The sequence below is a fragment of the Actinomycetospora aeridis genome (genome assembly GCF_037400275.1).
Lineage (GTDB): Bacteria > Actinomycetota > Actinomycetes > Mycobacteriales > Pseudonocardiaceae > Actinomycetospora > Actinomycetospora aeridis.
In genome coordinates this window covers 232,205-247,059 of sequence record NZ_JBBEGL010000004.1, presented here as the reverse complement: position 1 = coordinate 247,059, position 14,855 = coordinate 232,205, and the positions used below count along the sequence as shown (strand labels likewise).

The following is a 14,855-nucleotide window of genomic DNA, read 5'->3' as shown; positions in this document are numbered from 1 at the left end:
TGGATGTGTCTCGGCTCCCCCACGTCCCCCATGCGGGACTTCCTACCGTGTTTCGTGTCGCCCGGAGATGGTCTCGACGGGCGACGAGGGGAGGGCCGAGGTGCAACTGTCATGGGGCGTCGGAGCACCCGGAGCGACCTCTCAGAGGTAGTTTGCGCGGATCCAGACGAGTCCCTGCTGACCCGACGGGCACCGCACGGCGCCGAGGTCCTGCTGCAGCCGAAGAGCGGAGCCCCTCGGACTTCGTGCGCACCTCCCGGTAGACGCGCGCCATCCAGTCCGTCACGACGCCGCCGGCCGGTCCGCCGAGCCCGGCGAGCAGGCCCGACCAGATCAGGTGCTCCCAGATGAGGACACAGAACTGGCCGTGGTGGGCGATGCTCACGTAGGTCGTGCCGATGACCGACTCGCCATTGCGGTCGTTGGCCCAGCGCATGGCCGCGGGGATGTCGCGGACCTCGAAGCCCACGCCCGTGGAGATCTGGAACCACCACGTGCCCCCGGCGTCGACCCCGGCGGTGTTCGCGAAGACACGGGTCACCGCGGTGGGGCTCTCCATCCCGAACGCCCACCGCTCGTCGCCGTCCCAGTTGCCGTCGTCGTCGAACGTGGAACCGGGGTCGTGGTACTCGGCGATGCGCTGCAACAGGTTCATCGCGCCCCGCATGCGTGGGTGCGCGGGGCTCTTCTCCGGCACGGGTGCTCGATGGCGGTCCGGACCCCGTCGGTGAGGTCGATCAACGCGTTACCGGGCGGAGCGGGCGTCCGCGGCTAACGGTCCGCTCTGCCGGCCCGATGACCATCGACCGGGACGTCCCCGGCGCCATCGAGCCCCGGGAGACACATGACCGACACCGCCCGTCCGCCCGGCCCCTGGTCCGCCCCGGTCGGTGCGGTGCGCGGCGGCCCTGTCGTCGGACGGGGCGGCGAGCCGGCGACGGTGCCGATCCCGCGCCCGGGGTCCGGCCGGCCGGGGATGCGCCCGGTGCCGCTCTCACGTCCCGGCGGACCGCCGGGGTGGCCCGCGGGTGGACCGGCTGGGCCGCCGCCGGCGGCGGTTCCGCCGGGTGGCTCCCGGCGCCCGGTGCTGGTCGCCGGCGTCGCGGTCGGCGCGGTGCTCGTGCTGGTCCTCGCCGCGCTGGTGCTCGTCCGGCCCGGCGTGCTGCTGCCCGTGACACCGCCGTGCGAGGCCGTGCCCGGCAGCACCCTGACCGGCTTCCCGGACGACGTCGTCGGCCCGAACGACATCACCGCGCGGGTGGCTGCCACGGCGAGCTCCGTGCCCGCCGGGTTCCGGGTCTGCATCTACGGCACGCCCGGCACCGGGTGGAACCAGGGCATGCCGCCGGGCGGGCGGGGCCTGCGCGTCACGACCGCACCGCGCGTCGACGCGCCGGCGCAGCCCGGGGCCGGCACGACGAGGTCCACACCGAGTCCGGGAGTGACGGAGCGCCAGGTGGTCCTGCCGCGCAGCGGCGTGCCCGCGGTGGTGCGGACCAGCACCACCGAGAACCTCACCGCGACCCAGGCGCGATGCCGGACCGACACCACCAACTACCTGTTCCACGCGGCGGTGTCGGGTACCGCGACCGATGACGTCGCGACCCTGGACGCCCTCGCGACCGCTCTGGGCTGCGAGGCGCCGCCCACGTCCTGAGTCGCAGTTACGCGAGGCTGAACCGGTCGCCGGCGAAGGTCCACTCCAGGGGCGTCGCGAGGTCGAGGCGCTGCTGGTCGATCAGGGTCTCGAGGGTGTCGACGCGGGGGAGCGACTCGCGCCAGACCTCGGCGGTCTCCTCGTAGGCCGGGTTCTCGAGGTGCTCGCGGCGGATGTCGAGGAAGCGGCGCAGCCAGCCGGGTTCGTCGCCGCTCGGCGGGCCGGTCTCGGTGATCAGCGCGGGGAGGTCGTCGGGGCCGGTGCTGACGCCGTGCTGGACGCCGGTGTCGAGCAGGGCGAGCTGGCCGAGGGCGGTGGTGACGCCGGCCCGGGCGGCCTGGTCCATCGAGGGGCGGAAGTAGAGGTCGTCGTAGACGGCGTCCTGGGCCTGGTTGAGGCGGGGGTCGGTCCGCGACGTCTGCGCCCACGCGTCCTCGAAGCCGTCGAGGCCGCGCGTGCTCTCCTTGTCGCCGCCCTCGGCGGCCTGGACATCGATCCGGGTCAGGGGACGGACGTACTTCGTGAGCGGCGTCGAGCCGCCGGCGGCCTGCTCGTAGCGGCGGACCACGAGCAGCAGGTCGTGGGTGCCGCTGGTGAACCCGGCCCGCCCGGCGGTGATGCCGCGACCGTCGCCGAGCCGTTGCGCCGCGGCGTAGGGCAGCTCGGTGGTGGAGTTCTCGAAGCTCGAGATGATCGCCTCGGCGACGTGCTTGCGGGCCGGGTCGGCGAGGCCCGGCGGGCGGGGTGCCGCGGCGGTCGCCGAGCTGCACCCGCTGAGCACGGCCCAGCCCGCCGCCCCGGCTGCCCCAGCGGTCAGGGAGAGGAAGAAGCGGCGGTTCATCGTCGCCCGGATGCCGTCGGCGTCACCCTGCGACGATAGGACGACGCCTCGACTCGCCCACCAGGGGGACGGGACCTCGTTCGTGGGATGTGTCGTGAGGCTAGCCGGCGGGGATCGGCGCCGCGCTCGATGCGCCGTACCCTCTCGGCTCGCCGGCCGGGGACGTCGGCCACGGGGTCGCGCCGGCCTCCTCCGCGACCTCACCGAGGACTCGCTCGAACGCGGGGTCGTCGTAGTAGTCGCTGTGCCCGTTCACGTGGGGACGGACCTGGTCCGGCGAGACGACGAGGGTGACGGGGTCCTTCAGCCGGACATCCGGACCGAACCGTTGCGCGGCGCCGATCTGCTCCTCGGACAGGAAGGCCTGGCCCTCGCGCACCAGCCGCTCCTCGTCGCCGTCGCCCCAGCTCAGGACACGACCACCGAGCGGATCGGTCTCCCGGTAGAGCGACCGCCAGCGGCCGTCGAGCCCCCGCTCGTAGAGCCGCTTGAGGTGGTGGAAGCCGATGAAGCACGGGAAGAGGCGGGGGAACGCCCACTGCAGCTGCGAGCCGTAGGTCAGCAGCGCGAGGTGGTCGATCGTCTCGCGGGCCTCGGGGAGCGTGATCTCGATCTGGAGTGCTTCCCGCGACGGAGGCCGCTGGGAGAGCGGGTCCCAGCGCTCCGCCCGCGCGGCGAGCAGGGTCGCTGCCGCCATGCAGATCACGCTGCCCTGGCTGTGGCCGGAGAGGACGACCACCGAGCGTGACCTTTCGTCCGCGGTGACGAGATCCACCGCCCGTCGTGCCGTCTCGATGACGGCGCGCCCACCGTAGGGCGGTGGGCAGAAGGGGTGAACGAGGCGCGGCCAGAACGAGATCAGGTCCCACGCGATGCCGACCGTCGTCCGGACGGACTGGCTGCGGTAGCTGGTGATGCCGAGCGACAGCAGGGCCAGCAACAGGGCACCGGCCAAGGCTGCTCCGGTGGCGCCCGCCATCGCCACACCGGCTCGCTCGTCCGTCGCCGGTTGCACCGGCCAGGTGCCCCCGAGGAGCCGGAGGACGGCGGCGGCGCCGCCCGCGAGCACCGTCAGGCCGGCCACCGCGGCGAGGAAAGCGGCGACGTCGCGGTAGCGGTACTTGGCGCGCCCGAGGAACCATGCGCGCCAGACCCGGTCCAGCGCCTCGTTCGTGGAGACGGCCAGGTCGGCCGGTGGCGGCGGGGTGTTCGGGTAGTCGGGATCTGGACGCTCCCCGCTGCCGCCGACCCGCGGCCGCCGGCCCGAGCGCACCCAGCTCGCGATGCCCGCGGCGAGGCAGGCCAGGGCCACGGCGAGGGCGAGCTCGCCCCATCCCGTGCGACCCATCACGATCGCGACGATCCCGACCGCCGCGGCGATCATGCCCAGCGACCACCAGAACGCCGTGCCGCGTCGCCCCAGGACCCAGGCGGCGAGCGGGGCCGCGACCAGCGCCACCGCGATCGCTGCGCCGAGGGCCCCGATCGCGGCGCTCCAGTAGCTGCTCCCGACCATCACGAGGGTCTCGCCCTGTGCGCGGCGTTCCGGTCGGACGGACCCGAGGACGTCGGCGATCGCGAACACGATCCCCGTGGCGTAGGCGCAGAACAGCCCGACGCCCAGCGACACCAGCACCACCGGCGCCATCCCGCCCCAGAGCGGCAGGAACACGCGCGGGCGGTCGGGGGCCTGCGCGGCGCGCTCCTCCCGCCGGAACCGCCGGCCCTGAACGACCACGACCAGCGCGAAGAGGACCAGGAGGATCGCGACGGCCGCGCCGACCGCGTCGGTGGTGCGCCCGAGCGTGCCGGGCAGGGCGTCCCAGCGCTGGGTCGCCAGCGGCGCGAACCAGCGCGGGGCCGCCACGAGTGCGGTGGCGACGACGGCGAAGGCGGCAGCGAGGACCGCGACGACGTCGGCGAGGTGTCGCGCCCGTCCGACGTTCCGGACGGTGATGAGGACGAGTGCGGCAGCCAGCACGACGAGGCCGACGGCGGTCACCATCCGGTCGCCCGGCCCGATGGCCGTGACCAGGACACCCAGCAGCGCGGCGCAGGCCCCGAGGTGCAGGCGCCGCAGGACGGTCACCTCGGCGGCCTCCCGCCAGAACTCCTCGTTGCCGAACCGCCGCTCGTTCGCCCAGGTCGGTGCCGCGTCGATCGACGAGCGGACGAACGTCTGCCGCCCGACGATCTCGAAGAGCCCGAGGACCAGACCGGCGGGCAGGACGGCGAGGACGACGACCGGCCCGGCGTCCCACGATCCCACCCAGCTGAGCCAGGAGAGGTTCGTGCGGCACGACGGGACCATGGCGCACTGCCGGATGACGAGGTCGGCGGTGACGCCGAACGTCGTCGCGATGAGCCCGAGGGTCAGGACGGCACCGAGGAGGCGCAGGAGGCCGCCGGCGACGCGGTCCCAGGGGTGCGGTCGGTGAGCCGGGGCCTCGCCGTCGCGGGCGTCGTCCCAGGTGAGGAGCGCGAAGCGCGCGAGGTTCACCAACGCGAAGGGCAGGAAGAGCAGCCAGAACGCCCGCAGCGGCGACCCCGACGTCATCCTCGACCACCAGAACGCCTCGCGGGTCGGGTTCTCGGGGGCGCCCCGGCGACGGTAGAAGCGCGCGTCCGAGTCGCCCGCCACCTGCTCGGGATAGGGATCGCCGAGCAGGGTGGAGGGCGGCGTGCCGTGCACGCCGTGGACGCGCAGCTCCGTCGTGCCGACCGTGCCCGGGACGGTCGCGGGATTGGCGGTGCTGGTGCTCGTCATGACGCCTCGCCGGTGCCAGTGGAGTCGGGGTCGGTGGCGGGACGGCTCTCGCAGTCCGCTCGCATGCGTGCGACGACGGCCAGCCAGCCCTCCCGGTCGAGGCCGACCCGGATGCCGGTGCGTTCGATGGCGTGCAGCGCGTCGCGTGCGCTCGGGGCCTTGGCGATGCCCTGCCCCCAGTCGACGACGACCTGGCGCTCGCGGGACGTGGCGCCGGCGATCGTCCCGAGCGCGAGCATGAAGTCGGCGTCCGAGACGAGGGGCGGGAACGCGTAGGTGGGAGGGAAGCACTGGGGGAACACCGGATAGAACCGGTAGAGCAACGTGAGCCGGGGCAGGGGCTGGTGCCAGAAGGCCCGGGGGCGCTCGCTGACGAACATCGCGGCGATGACCCATCGTTCGATCGCGGCCCCGAGCTCCTCGAGATCGTTGGTCTCGAGGCGTTCCTCGTGGGCGAGGGCGTCGTCGATCACGGCTGCGCACTGCACGGCGAGCTGCTGGTCCTCGGCGTCCCACAGCCGGTCGCGACGTCGGGTCTCGACGCCGCTCCAGGCCGACCACAGGGACGTCAGTCGTTCGGTACGGCAGGTGCCGAGGTAGGAGCGGACCATCTCGTAACGCCGATCGTGCTCACGGCCCGTGCCGAGACTGCCGAGATTCCGCCTCGACCGTCTCGTGACCGCCCACAGCACGGCGATGACGATCACCGTGGATGCGGCGAAGAAGATCCACGAACGTCGCAGGTCCTCGCCAGGGATCAGCCAGTCCAGCATCTTGGCCCAGCTCTCCGTGGCCAACCCGGTGAGGGCGAGGACCCCGGCGAAGAGGAGCCCGAGCTTCCCCAGCCGATCCGTGTCCCGGACCCGGTGCTCGTCGAACGCGTTCGCGATGGCGGAGTGGAGCGCGGTGAACGAGCCGCGGACGCGATCGGCGCGGTCGACGACCTCCCGGGCCCAGCGGCGCGTGGGGTCGACATAGCCGCCCTGGCGCAACGACGTGCCGAGCGGAGCGCCCGGGCCTGCTCCCGCCGGATGGAAGCGTTCGTCGACCCCTCCGTGCTTCGGTGGGTCGATCAGGTCCAGCGCACGGGCGTCGTCGGCGGCCTTGCGCGCCATGTAGTCGAGGTCGGCGATGCCCTGCAGGAGCCCGACGTGCAGGAGGCCGATCCGCGCGTGGACGCGGTCCAGCGTTCCGGCGCGGGCGGACAGGAGATGCATCGCCAGCTGGTCCCACAGCGTCGACGCCCGCTCCGCGACGATCTCGTAGATCCGGACCAGGCCGTCGTTGACGCCCAGTTCCGTCGAGCGGTCCAGGAGCTCGACCGCCGTCTCCGTGTCCTCCACCGTCAGCCGGTGGAGCAGATCGCGGACCGCGTCCTCCTGCGCGATCCGTCCCGCGGCCCGGTCGGGCACCAGGACGTAGCGCGGCGCCTCGTGCTCCGTGCCGGGGACGAGACGTCGAAAGGTCGTCAGGCGCACCGGCGGCGTGGCCGTCCGCGGGACCGCGATGAGGTCATGGCGGGTCACCTGACACGAACTCGCGTCCCGCACATCGAGGATCCCGTCGCAGAGCCCGTCGACGAGCTCACACGGCGTCACGTGGCCCGAGGCCGGCGTCCCGGTGCAGGTCGCGATCCAGAACTGGGGCGGCTCGTAGCGCGAGGGCGCCCAGATCGGGGTGTCGCTGCACAGGACCACCGCCGCGGCCGGGATGAAGTGTGCGGCGAGGACGTCGTCGACGACCAGCCGGGCACGGGTGAAGACGCCGTCGAGGGACCCCGGACCGCGGAGGGGCAAGGCAGGGAGAGGCGCAACGGGGTGGCCTGCCGCCGGGGGAGCGTGGCGCGGACTCTGCGGCCGGCTCGACCAGATCGAGGTGGTGACGTAGAGCCAGGCGCCCTGGTGCCACCGGAACCGGAGGTCCACGACGACGCTGACCACCGGGTCGTCCGGGAGGTCCACGGTGAAGTGCGCGCGGCAGGCGTGTCGGTTGAGCCCGGCGGTGATCGCGTCCGCGGTGGCGTCGGCGCGCTTCACCAGGTAGCGGAACGTTGCCCCGAGGCCGTCGGCGATCTCCTCGATCCGCGCAGCGAGCTCCTGACGCTCCGTCGCCCACCCGGGCGTCTCCGTCGCGGGAGGACCGGAACGCTCGAGCCACCCGGCGACGTCGACGGACTGGCCGGGGGCGACCGCCCGCACGCCGTCGTGATCCGGGGTCAGGAGCAGCGCGGCGTCGGCCACCGGCTCGCCCGTCAGGCCGAGGAGCTCCCTCAGGAAGTCGCGATGACGGGACCAGGGCTGGAGGGCCTCGGGTTCGCGGTCGAGCGGACCCCACCGGACCCAGGTGACGTCGGCGCGGACGAGCAGCGAGAGACGATCCTGCCCCCGGGCCACGCGACCGGGCCATGCTCCGGGCGGCCGCTCCCGCCGACCGTTCTCGACGATCTTCGGCATGGTCCCCCCTCACCGATATGTGACGGAGGGTACAAAGACTCGGCCTTGTGAGAACTGCTGTTCACACATCCAGCCCAGCGTTGTCACGCCTATGCGGACTCTCTGTCGACGACCCCGTCGGGTCGAGGAGGGCGCTACCCAGAGAACAGGTCGCTCTCACGTGCTGAGCCATTCGTGTGAGAGGTCTGGGGGTGCAGGCGCGAGATTACTACTCTGCGTGTCGTTTCGGGGGGACGGCGATGCTCGACCGATTCGCAACCCGGGGGGACCTGATGACCGATCCGCAGTACGACGCCGAGTGGGACAGCTGGAACGCCGACATGAGCCAGTCGTCGGCGGATTGGAACAGCTGGAACGCCGAGATGAGCGCCGCGCGAGGTGACTACGGTGACGCCGTCTCGTACTCCGAAGCGGCCTCCACCGATCAGCAGACGGCCAACGACTACAGCCAGAGCGCAGCCGACACCCAGGCCGACGCGTACGTGACCGAGTCGTACTCCGAGACGTACTCGGTGAGCTACGACGACAGCTCGACGGACACCTCCGCGGGCAGCTACACCGACAGCGAGTCGTGACCGAGACCGTCGTTCCCCCGGAGTCCGACGCCTCGGACGGTCCGGCGGCCGAGCGTGTCGGCGTCCGTGTTCGGATCGTGCTGCTGATCGACCGCATCCTCGGTCGGCCGCTGACCGGCACGGGGCCGCGTGCGACGACGCCCGCCGCAGAGGTTCCCGAGGGACCGGCGGCCGACCCCGCATCGGAGCCGAGCGGGGAGCAACCCGCCACGGGGGCGAACGAGACGCCCGCGGGCGGACCAGCCGAGGACCCGGTCACGCCGGCGGCGCCACCCGACGGTCAGTGGGTCGATCTGGCCAAGTCGTGCGTCGACCTGTTCGACGAGCTCGACCGCTCGGTCGGGGAGGAAGGCGAGGGCTCCGCCGAGGCCGAGCACGTGATGCTGCGGTTGGCCGAGATCCTCGAGCGTTCCGGCGTGGAGATCATCGACGGCGAGGTCGCCTTCGACAGGCGCCGGCACCGCAACATCGACCCGACGGTGCGAGCCGCCACCGAGGCCCCGCTGACCGAAACGGTCCGGCCGGGCTTCGCCATCGGCTCGCGGATCCTGCGGCAGGCACGGGTGCGTGTCGCGCAAGCTGACGAACGCTGACGGTGGGGGCGACGAGATGACGGGACACGACGAGCCGCTCGTCCGGGCGGAGGAGATCCGACAGCAGACCGCGGCCGTGCTCGACGAGATGAACCGGCAGGCGACCACCCTCGAGCTGCCGGCGCCCGATCCTCCGGAGGCGCTGGAGCAGGCCCGGGCCGTCCTGGAGCAGAACAGCTATCAGGTCCTGTTCGTGGGCGAGGCGAAGTCCGGCAAGAGCTCGCTCGTGAACGCCCTCGTGGGGCGCGACATCCTGCCCACCGACGTCGCGGTGGCGACCAGCCAGGTGTTCCGCGTGTCGGCGGCCGAGCGGGAGGCCTACCGGCTGCGTTTCGAGGACGACTCGGTCCAGGAGATCGCCGCTGACGATCTTCCCCGCTACGGGTCGCAGGTTCTCGCCGATGCGGGGGCAGCCCCGACCCCGGCGAGCACGATCCGCTGGATCGAGGTCGACCTGCCCGGGCTGCGCTTCCTCCCCGACGGCGTGAGCCTCCTCGATACCCCCGGTCTCGGCGCCCTCTACTCCGCTCACCAGGAGATCACGCAGCGGTTCGTGCCCCTCGCCGACGCCGTCGTGCTCGTCCTGGACTCCGAGCGCCCGATCGTGACGACCGAGCTCGACGCCGTCGCCACCGTCCTCGAGGCGACGGGGGACGTGTTCTTCGTGCAGACCAAGAGCGACCTCGTCGGGGTCGACCAGTGCCGCAGCGTGCGGGAACGCAGCGAGCAGCTCCTCCGGGAGCGGTTCCCCCAGCTGGCCGAGGTCAGCGTGCTGCCGTTCTCGAACACGCTGCTGCGTGCGGCGGCGCTCGACGACGAGGACGCGCAGGAGAACCTCGAGGACAGCGGACACATCGAGATGGAGGCGGCGCTGCGCCGCTTCCTCTTCGTCGTGGCCGGGTGGCGGCGGACAGCGTCGGCGCTGGGACTCGCCGGCGCCTACCAGCGGGGGTCGACGACGACGCTGGCGGCTCGGGCCGAGGCGCTGCGCGAAGCCGCAGAGGTCCAGGCGCGTCTGGAGATGCGGCGTGCGGTCTTCACCAAGGAATGGGGTCCGCGCGGGAGCAAGAGCACCCCGGTGGTCACCGAGACCAAGAAGACCGTCCAGCGGGCGGTCAAGAGCCTGCGCCAGACCCTCACGCCGCACGGGAAGATCGTGGCCGCGCATCGGGACACCATCGAGGCCGCCACGTCGGTCAAGGCGCTCGAGGCCCTCAACGACGAGCTGCCGGCGCGACTGGCGGCCGACCTGCAGGCCGAGTTCCGGCAGACGGCCGGGGCGGTCGACAACCGGATCGCCGAGCTGCTCGCTCCGCTGTTCGACGAGGGCGCCGACCGGTGGGTCGCCGCGGACTCCGTCCTCGAGACCGACGACCTCTCGCTGTCGGGCCGGCGCCTGCGGGACACCAAGGGAGTGCGCTGGGAGAAGATCGCCTCGGCCACGATGCAGGGCGGGATCGCGAGCACGGCCGGCACGACGGCGTTCTACTTCGCCTACGGTGGCCTGTCCTCCGCGGTCGCGATGGGCAGCCTCACCGTCGCGACCGGCGGGACGATCCTGATCGGTGTCGGCGTGGTGGCCCTCGCCGGCACCCTGTGGGCCTCGGCGCACGGGTGGCGGAGAGCCGGTGGTCGCCGGGTGCAGGCGACGCGGCAGGACGTCACACGCAACCTCGTCGAGTGCGCGGGGATGCTGCAGACGCGCCTCTTCGACGGCGACTTCGCCGACGGACGCGAGGGGCTCGTCGAGACCCACTTCGCGCAGGTGGAGGCGCAGGTCTTCGAGACCCTGAAGACGACGGTCAAGCGCAAGGAGGAGGAGGGCCTCGCCGAGCAGAAGCGGCTCGAGGAGGCTGCCGGGCTCGACGCGGACCAGCGGAAGGCGCGCGGGGCGGAGCTCGCCGAGCAGCGCCGTGGCTGGGACGCCCTCGCCGACCGTGTCGAGGCGCTGAGCGCCGAGCTCGAGGAGCTGCTGAGCTCGATGAACCGAGGCCCCGCGACGGGTGACGCGGGATGACCGGCGAGGAGCAGCCCTTCGTCGGTCTCGACTTCGGGACGTCGACCTCGGCCATCGCCTGGTACGACCCGGCGAGCGGTCGGGTCGAGGTCATCCCCAACGCCGAGAACGAGGCGAAGACCCCGTCGCTGGTGCAGTTCGGCGATGACGAGGTCGTCGTCGGTGAACCCGTGGAGCGGGACCTCGCCGAGGCCGCACGGGAGACCGATCCGGCCGCCCGCGCGGAGATCGTCGACCGGATCGTCTCCAGCGTGAAGCGCCGGCTCGTCGCGCCACCCCTGATCCCGCTGCCGGGCCGGGCTCCGGTGACCCCGACCGACGTCGTATCCCAGGTGCTCGGCAAGCTCAAGCGCGACGCCGAGGAGGGCCACTTCAACCGGCCGATCGACCGCGCGGTGGTGACCTGCCCGGCCGTCTCCGGCCAGAAGGAACGCGAGGTTCTGCGCACGGCGGCGACCCGCGCGGGCTTCGCGCAGGTCGAGCTCCTGGAAGAGCCGGTCGCCGCGGCGATGGCCTTCCATCACCTCGGCCAGCAGGTCGGTGAGACCGTCCTCGTCTACGACCTGGGTGCCGGCACCTTCGACCTGTCCGTCGTGCGCCGCGACGAGGACGGTCGGTATCTCACCCCCGTCAAGCCCGAGGGCGACGCGCGCTGCGGCGGTGACGACTTCGACCAGGCCCTCTACGAGCACTGCGACGAGGTCGCGATCCGGGAGCTGGGGCGCTCGATCGGGATGCGCGGGGAGATCGATCCGGCCGTTCTGCGGGAGTGCCGCGAGCGCAAGCACAACCTGTCGATCCGTCAGAAGGCCAAGGTCAGCTCGCGGCTGCCCTCTCTCGACGGGGAACGTGTCCTCTTCGCGCACGAACTGGACCGCGGCGAGTTCGAGGAGCTCGTTCGGTCATGGGTCGAGCAGACCGTTCGCGCGACCCTCGACATGGTCGAGCGGTGCGCCTCGCGCGGGTACGAGATCGACACGGTCGTCATGATCGGTGGCGCGACCCAGGTTCCGATCGTCGAAAAGATGCTCGCCGACAAGCTGCCGATCCCCCCGCGGAAGTTCGCCAACCGCGACCACGCCGTCGCGCTCGGGGCGGCGCTCCGGGCCTGGGAGCTCTGGGGAGCTCCGCTGTCGGATCGCGCGCCTGAGGAGGACCAGGGGGAGGTGCGCTATCGCGAGGCGTTGGAAGGGTCGTGGGCGGACGGCCGTCTGACCTGGTCGGAGGCGACCTGGCTGCGGGAGCTCGCCTCCGAGATCGGTATCGACGACACGCGGCGCCAGCGGCTCGAGCAGGACGTGCTCGGCGTCGGCATCGATGAGGCTCTGCGACACCAGCGCGCCGCCCTCGAGGGCCGGTACGACGCCATCGTGCGCCTCTACGGCGACGACCAGGTGCGGGCGATGGTGCGCAGCATCCCGCGCCACCGTCTCGACCTGCTCCTCGGCAGCTCGATGCTCTTCGGCACGCGCGACTTCCCCGACTGCCCGGTTCCGGCCGCCCAGCGGGCGGAGATCGCCGCGTCAGCGCCCTGGCCGGCGTTCGTCATCGCGGCACGGCTCGCCGCGGACGTCGATCCTGCGGCGGCTGGCGCGTTCGACCGCATCCGAGCCGTCTCCGACGACCTGGGGCTGAGCCCGGCCGAAGCCGCCGCCATTGAGGTGGCTGTGCACGGTCGCCGGCTCGATGGTTATCTCGAGCAGAAGTCGCGCGCCAAGACCGTGACCCGCGCGACGAACCAGGTCGCCCAGACTGTGTCCTCGTCCACTCCGATGTCCCGCGAGCGGACCCGCCAGGTGTTCGCGGCGATGGCGGAAGAGGCCGGGGCGTCCTGGGGATGTCAGCCGTACCCGATCCTGGAGCCACGGCTCCGCTACGGCGAGGTCCCGTTGGCTGCGGTCGACTGCTGCCACACGACGATGCGCATGCTGTCCTTGCTGGTCCTGACCTCGGAACGCTTCCTGTGGAGTGAGCGGAAGGGGTCTCGAACCCGGACATCCGAGGTGCAGTACGGCTCCAAGCAGCACGGCTTCTACTTCGTCGACCAGGTGCCACTCAAGGACGTCAAGGTCGTGCACGTGAACAACGCGAGGATCGAGATCGAGCGCAAGGACGGCACGAAGTTCCGCTTCCATGCCTGGAACGAAGCGAAGCGGCGGCCGTTCCTCGACCTGGTGAACAAGCAGGTCACCATGCGAACCAGTGCCTAGCGACACGCCGGAGTCGGTCCGCGTCGTCCTCCGGCGGCGCCTCGAGAACGCCGCCGAGCACCTGCGCGCGGCGGGCCTGCCCCAGGCAACGATCGCGGCCCTCGAGGCCCTGGCCGGCCAGACCGAGCAGCGCTGCGTCGTCGCCGTCGTCGGACGCGTGAAGGCGGGCAAGAGCACCTTCGTCAACGCCCTGCTCGGCGGCGCCCTCGCTGCGGTCGGAGAGCGCGAGACCACGGCGACGATCAACTACTTCACCCTCGGAATGCCCGCCGACCCGGATCGACCCATCAGATGCCACTGGCGCAGCGGTCAGGTCACACGCGAGGGACGCGAGTTCCTGGACGGTCTCCAGGGCAGCGATGAGGAGACGCTGCGACGAGCCGAGGGCATCGACCATCTCGAGTACGTCCTCGACCATCCGCTTCTGCGTGACGTCACGCTCGTCGACACCCCGGGCACCAACGCGGCGGTCGCAGAGCACACCGAGCGTCTCGACGCGTTCCTCGGGTCAATGGACCGCCGCCGCGAGGAGCTCCGCGAGCGGCACCAGGACGAGACCGACCGGCTGGCCCGCGAGGCCGACGCCGTCATCTACGTGACCGGGGCGGTCGCGCGCGCCGACCAGCGGGCGTTTCTCGAGGAGTTCCGCCGCACCACCGGAGGGCGCTCCAGTGCGCTCAACGCCGTCGGCGTGATGACGAAGATCGAGGTCAGCGACGAGTACCTGGCGCGCAGCGACGAGCTCTCCCGGCACTACGCGGAGCAGCTGCGCGGCGAACTCAACACCGTCGTACCCGTCGCCACCGGCATCGGGCGCGCGCTCCAGGCGCTGTGCCGCGACGACCGTCGCGGACTTGAGCGCGTCCACCGGACCCTGGCGCGGATCCCGCCGGACCGCCTGCGACGGATGCTCGCGGCCGAGCAACGGTTCGTCGAGCGCGAGTACGACGACTGCCCCGTCGACGCCCCCACCCGCCGGTCACTGCTCGACGAGCTGACGCCCGACGTCCGCGTCTGGGCCGTCTTCGCCGCGATCGCGCGCTACATCGTCGAACACGGCGACGAGAGCACTGCGGAGCTGGCGGCGGGCCTTGGCGAGCTGACCCGCCTCGACGCACTGCGCCAGGTCCTCGATCGTCACCTCCTTGCCCGCGGCCACATCCTGCGATGCCACCGGGCCCTCCTTGACGCGAAGGACGTGATCGACGGGGCGCGCCGCCGGCTGGCCGAGGACCGCGCCGCTGGCGGCCGGGAGCGACAGCGCCGCGCCGACCGCATGCTCGCGTTCGTGCGGGCGGCCGACGGCGATCCCACGGTGGGCGAGGAGATCGCCCAGCTGATTCGCACCAGCGTCGCCGCCGTCGCGGAGCCGCGCGCCGAGGAGGCGTGTGCGGACGTCGCGCGCGAGCTCGAGGAGCTCGAAGAGGTGCTGGTGGCGCACAACGCCGACTTCGAGGCGCTCCAGGCGATCGAACGGAACAGGGCCGACTTCACCGCGGAGGAGCTCGACGAGCTCCAGGCGGTCCTCGGACTGCGCGGCCTCTCCGACACCGACCGGCTCCCGCGGGGCGTCGGGCCCGAGTACGTGTCGGCGCGCATGCTGTTCTGGAAGGAGCGAGCCGCTCGGGCCGCCACGCGCTCGGCGCGTCGCCTCGCCGCCGACCAGGCCTTCGTCCGGTACGGACACCTCCTGGCGTCGTTCTACGACTGACCCACGATCACGACGCGTACGAGGTCGACCA

10 protein-coding genes are annotated in these 14,855 nt (G+C 72.3%); 6 read left to right on the top strand and 4 right to left on the bottom strand.

The genetic code is table 11. The features are described from left to right. Nucleotides 1-109: 109 nt before the first annotated feature. Complete coding sequence (locus tag WCD41_RS15985; protein WP_337714452.1) at nt 110-697, bottom strand: hypothetical protein; 588 nt, start codon at nt 695-697, stop codon at nt 110-112. Nucleotides 698-844: 147 nt separating this feature from the next. Here WCD41_RS15985 and WCD41_RS15980 point away from each other — a divergent pair, with 147 nt between their 5' ends. After that, nucleotides 845-1,657 (top strand): hypothetical protein, encoded by an 813-nt coding sequence (locus WCD41_RS15980; RefSeq protein ID WP_337714451.1) that lies wholly within the window; start codon nt 845-847, stop codon nt 1,655-1,657. Nucleotides 1,658-1,664: 7 nt separating this feature from the next. Here WCD41_RS15980 and WCD41_RS15975 read toward each other — a convergent pair whose 3' ends face one another. The 3 genes from WCD41_RS15975 to WCD41_RS15965 form a co-directional block, all read right to left on the bottom strand. After that, nucleotides 1,665-2,498 (bottom strand): chitosanase, encoded by an 834-nt coding sequence (locus WCD41_RS15975; protein ID WP_337714449.1) that lies wholly within the window; start codon nt 2,496-2,498, stop codon nt 1,665-1,667. Nucleotides 2,499-2,598: 100 nt separating this feature from the next. Continuing rightward, nucleotides 2,599-5,265 (bottom strand): hypothetical protein, encoded by a 2,667-nt coding sequence (locus WCD41_RS15970; protein WP_337714448.1) that lies wholly within the window; start codon nt 5,263-5,265, stop codon nt 2,599-2,601. Then, nucleotides 5,262-7,718: a hypothetical protein gene (locus WCD41_RS15965; RefSeq protein WP_337714447.1), complete on the bottom strand. Its 2,457-nt coding sequence runs from the start codon at nt 7,716-7,718 to the stop codon at nt 5,262-5,264. The genes WCD41_RS15970 and WCD41_RS15965 overlap by 4 nt, the downstream gene beginning before the upstream one ends. Nucleotides 7,719-7,990: 272 nt before the next feature. On the opposite strand from WCD41_RS15965, the gene WCD41_RS15960 reads away from it, so the two are divergent. From WCD41_RS15960 to WCD41_RS15940, 5 genes are read left to right on the top strand one after another with little or no spacing between them, the layout of a single operon-like run. After that, complete coding sequence (locus tag WCD41_RS15960; protein WP_337714446.1) at nt 7,991-8,293, top strand: hypothetical protein; 303 nt, start codon at nt 7,991-7,993, stop codon at nt 8,291-8,293. Continuing rightward, nucleotides 8,290-8,886, top strand: a complete 597-nt coding sequence (gene grpE, locus WCD41_RS15955) for a nucleotide exchange factor GrpE (RefSeq protein ID WP_337714445.1) — start codon at nt 8,290-8,292, stop codon at nt 8,884-8,886. Before WCD41_RS15960 ends, grpE begins: the two co-directional genes overlap by 4 nt. 16 nt (nt 8,887-8,902) lie before the next feature. After that, the gene (locus tag WCD41_RS15950) at nt 8,903-10,903 is read left to right on the top strand and encodes a dynamin family protein (protein ID WP_337714444.1); all 2,001 of its coding nucleotides are present in this window, start codon (nt 8,903-8,905) and stop codon (nt 10,901-10,903) included. Further along, nucleotides 10,900-13,113 carry an Hsp70 family protein gene (locus tag WCD41_RS15945; RefSeq protein ID WP_337714443.1) on the top strand — a complete coding sequence of 738 codons (2,214 nt, stop codon included), beginning with the start codon at nt 10,900-10,902 and terminating at the stop codon, nt 13,111-13,113. Before WCD41_RS15950 ends, WCD41_RS15945 begins: the two co-directional genes overlap by 4 nt. Next, nucleotides 13,106-14,824: a dynamin family protein gene (locus WCD41_RS15940; protein ID WP_337714442.1), complete on the top strand. Its 1,719-nt coding sequence runs from the start codon at nt 13,106-13,108 to the stop codon at nt 14,822-14,824. The genes WCD41_RS15945 and WCD41_RS15940 overlap by 8 nt, the downstream gene beginning before the upstream one ends. Nucleotides 14,825-14,855: the final 31 nt, after the last annotated feature.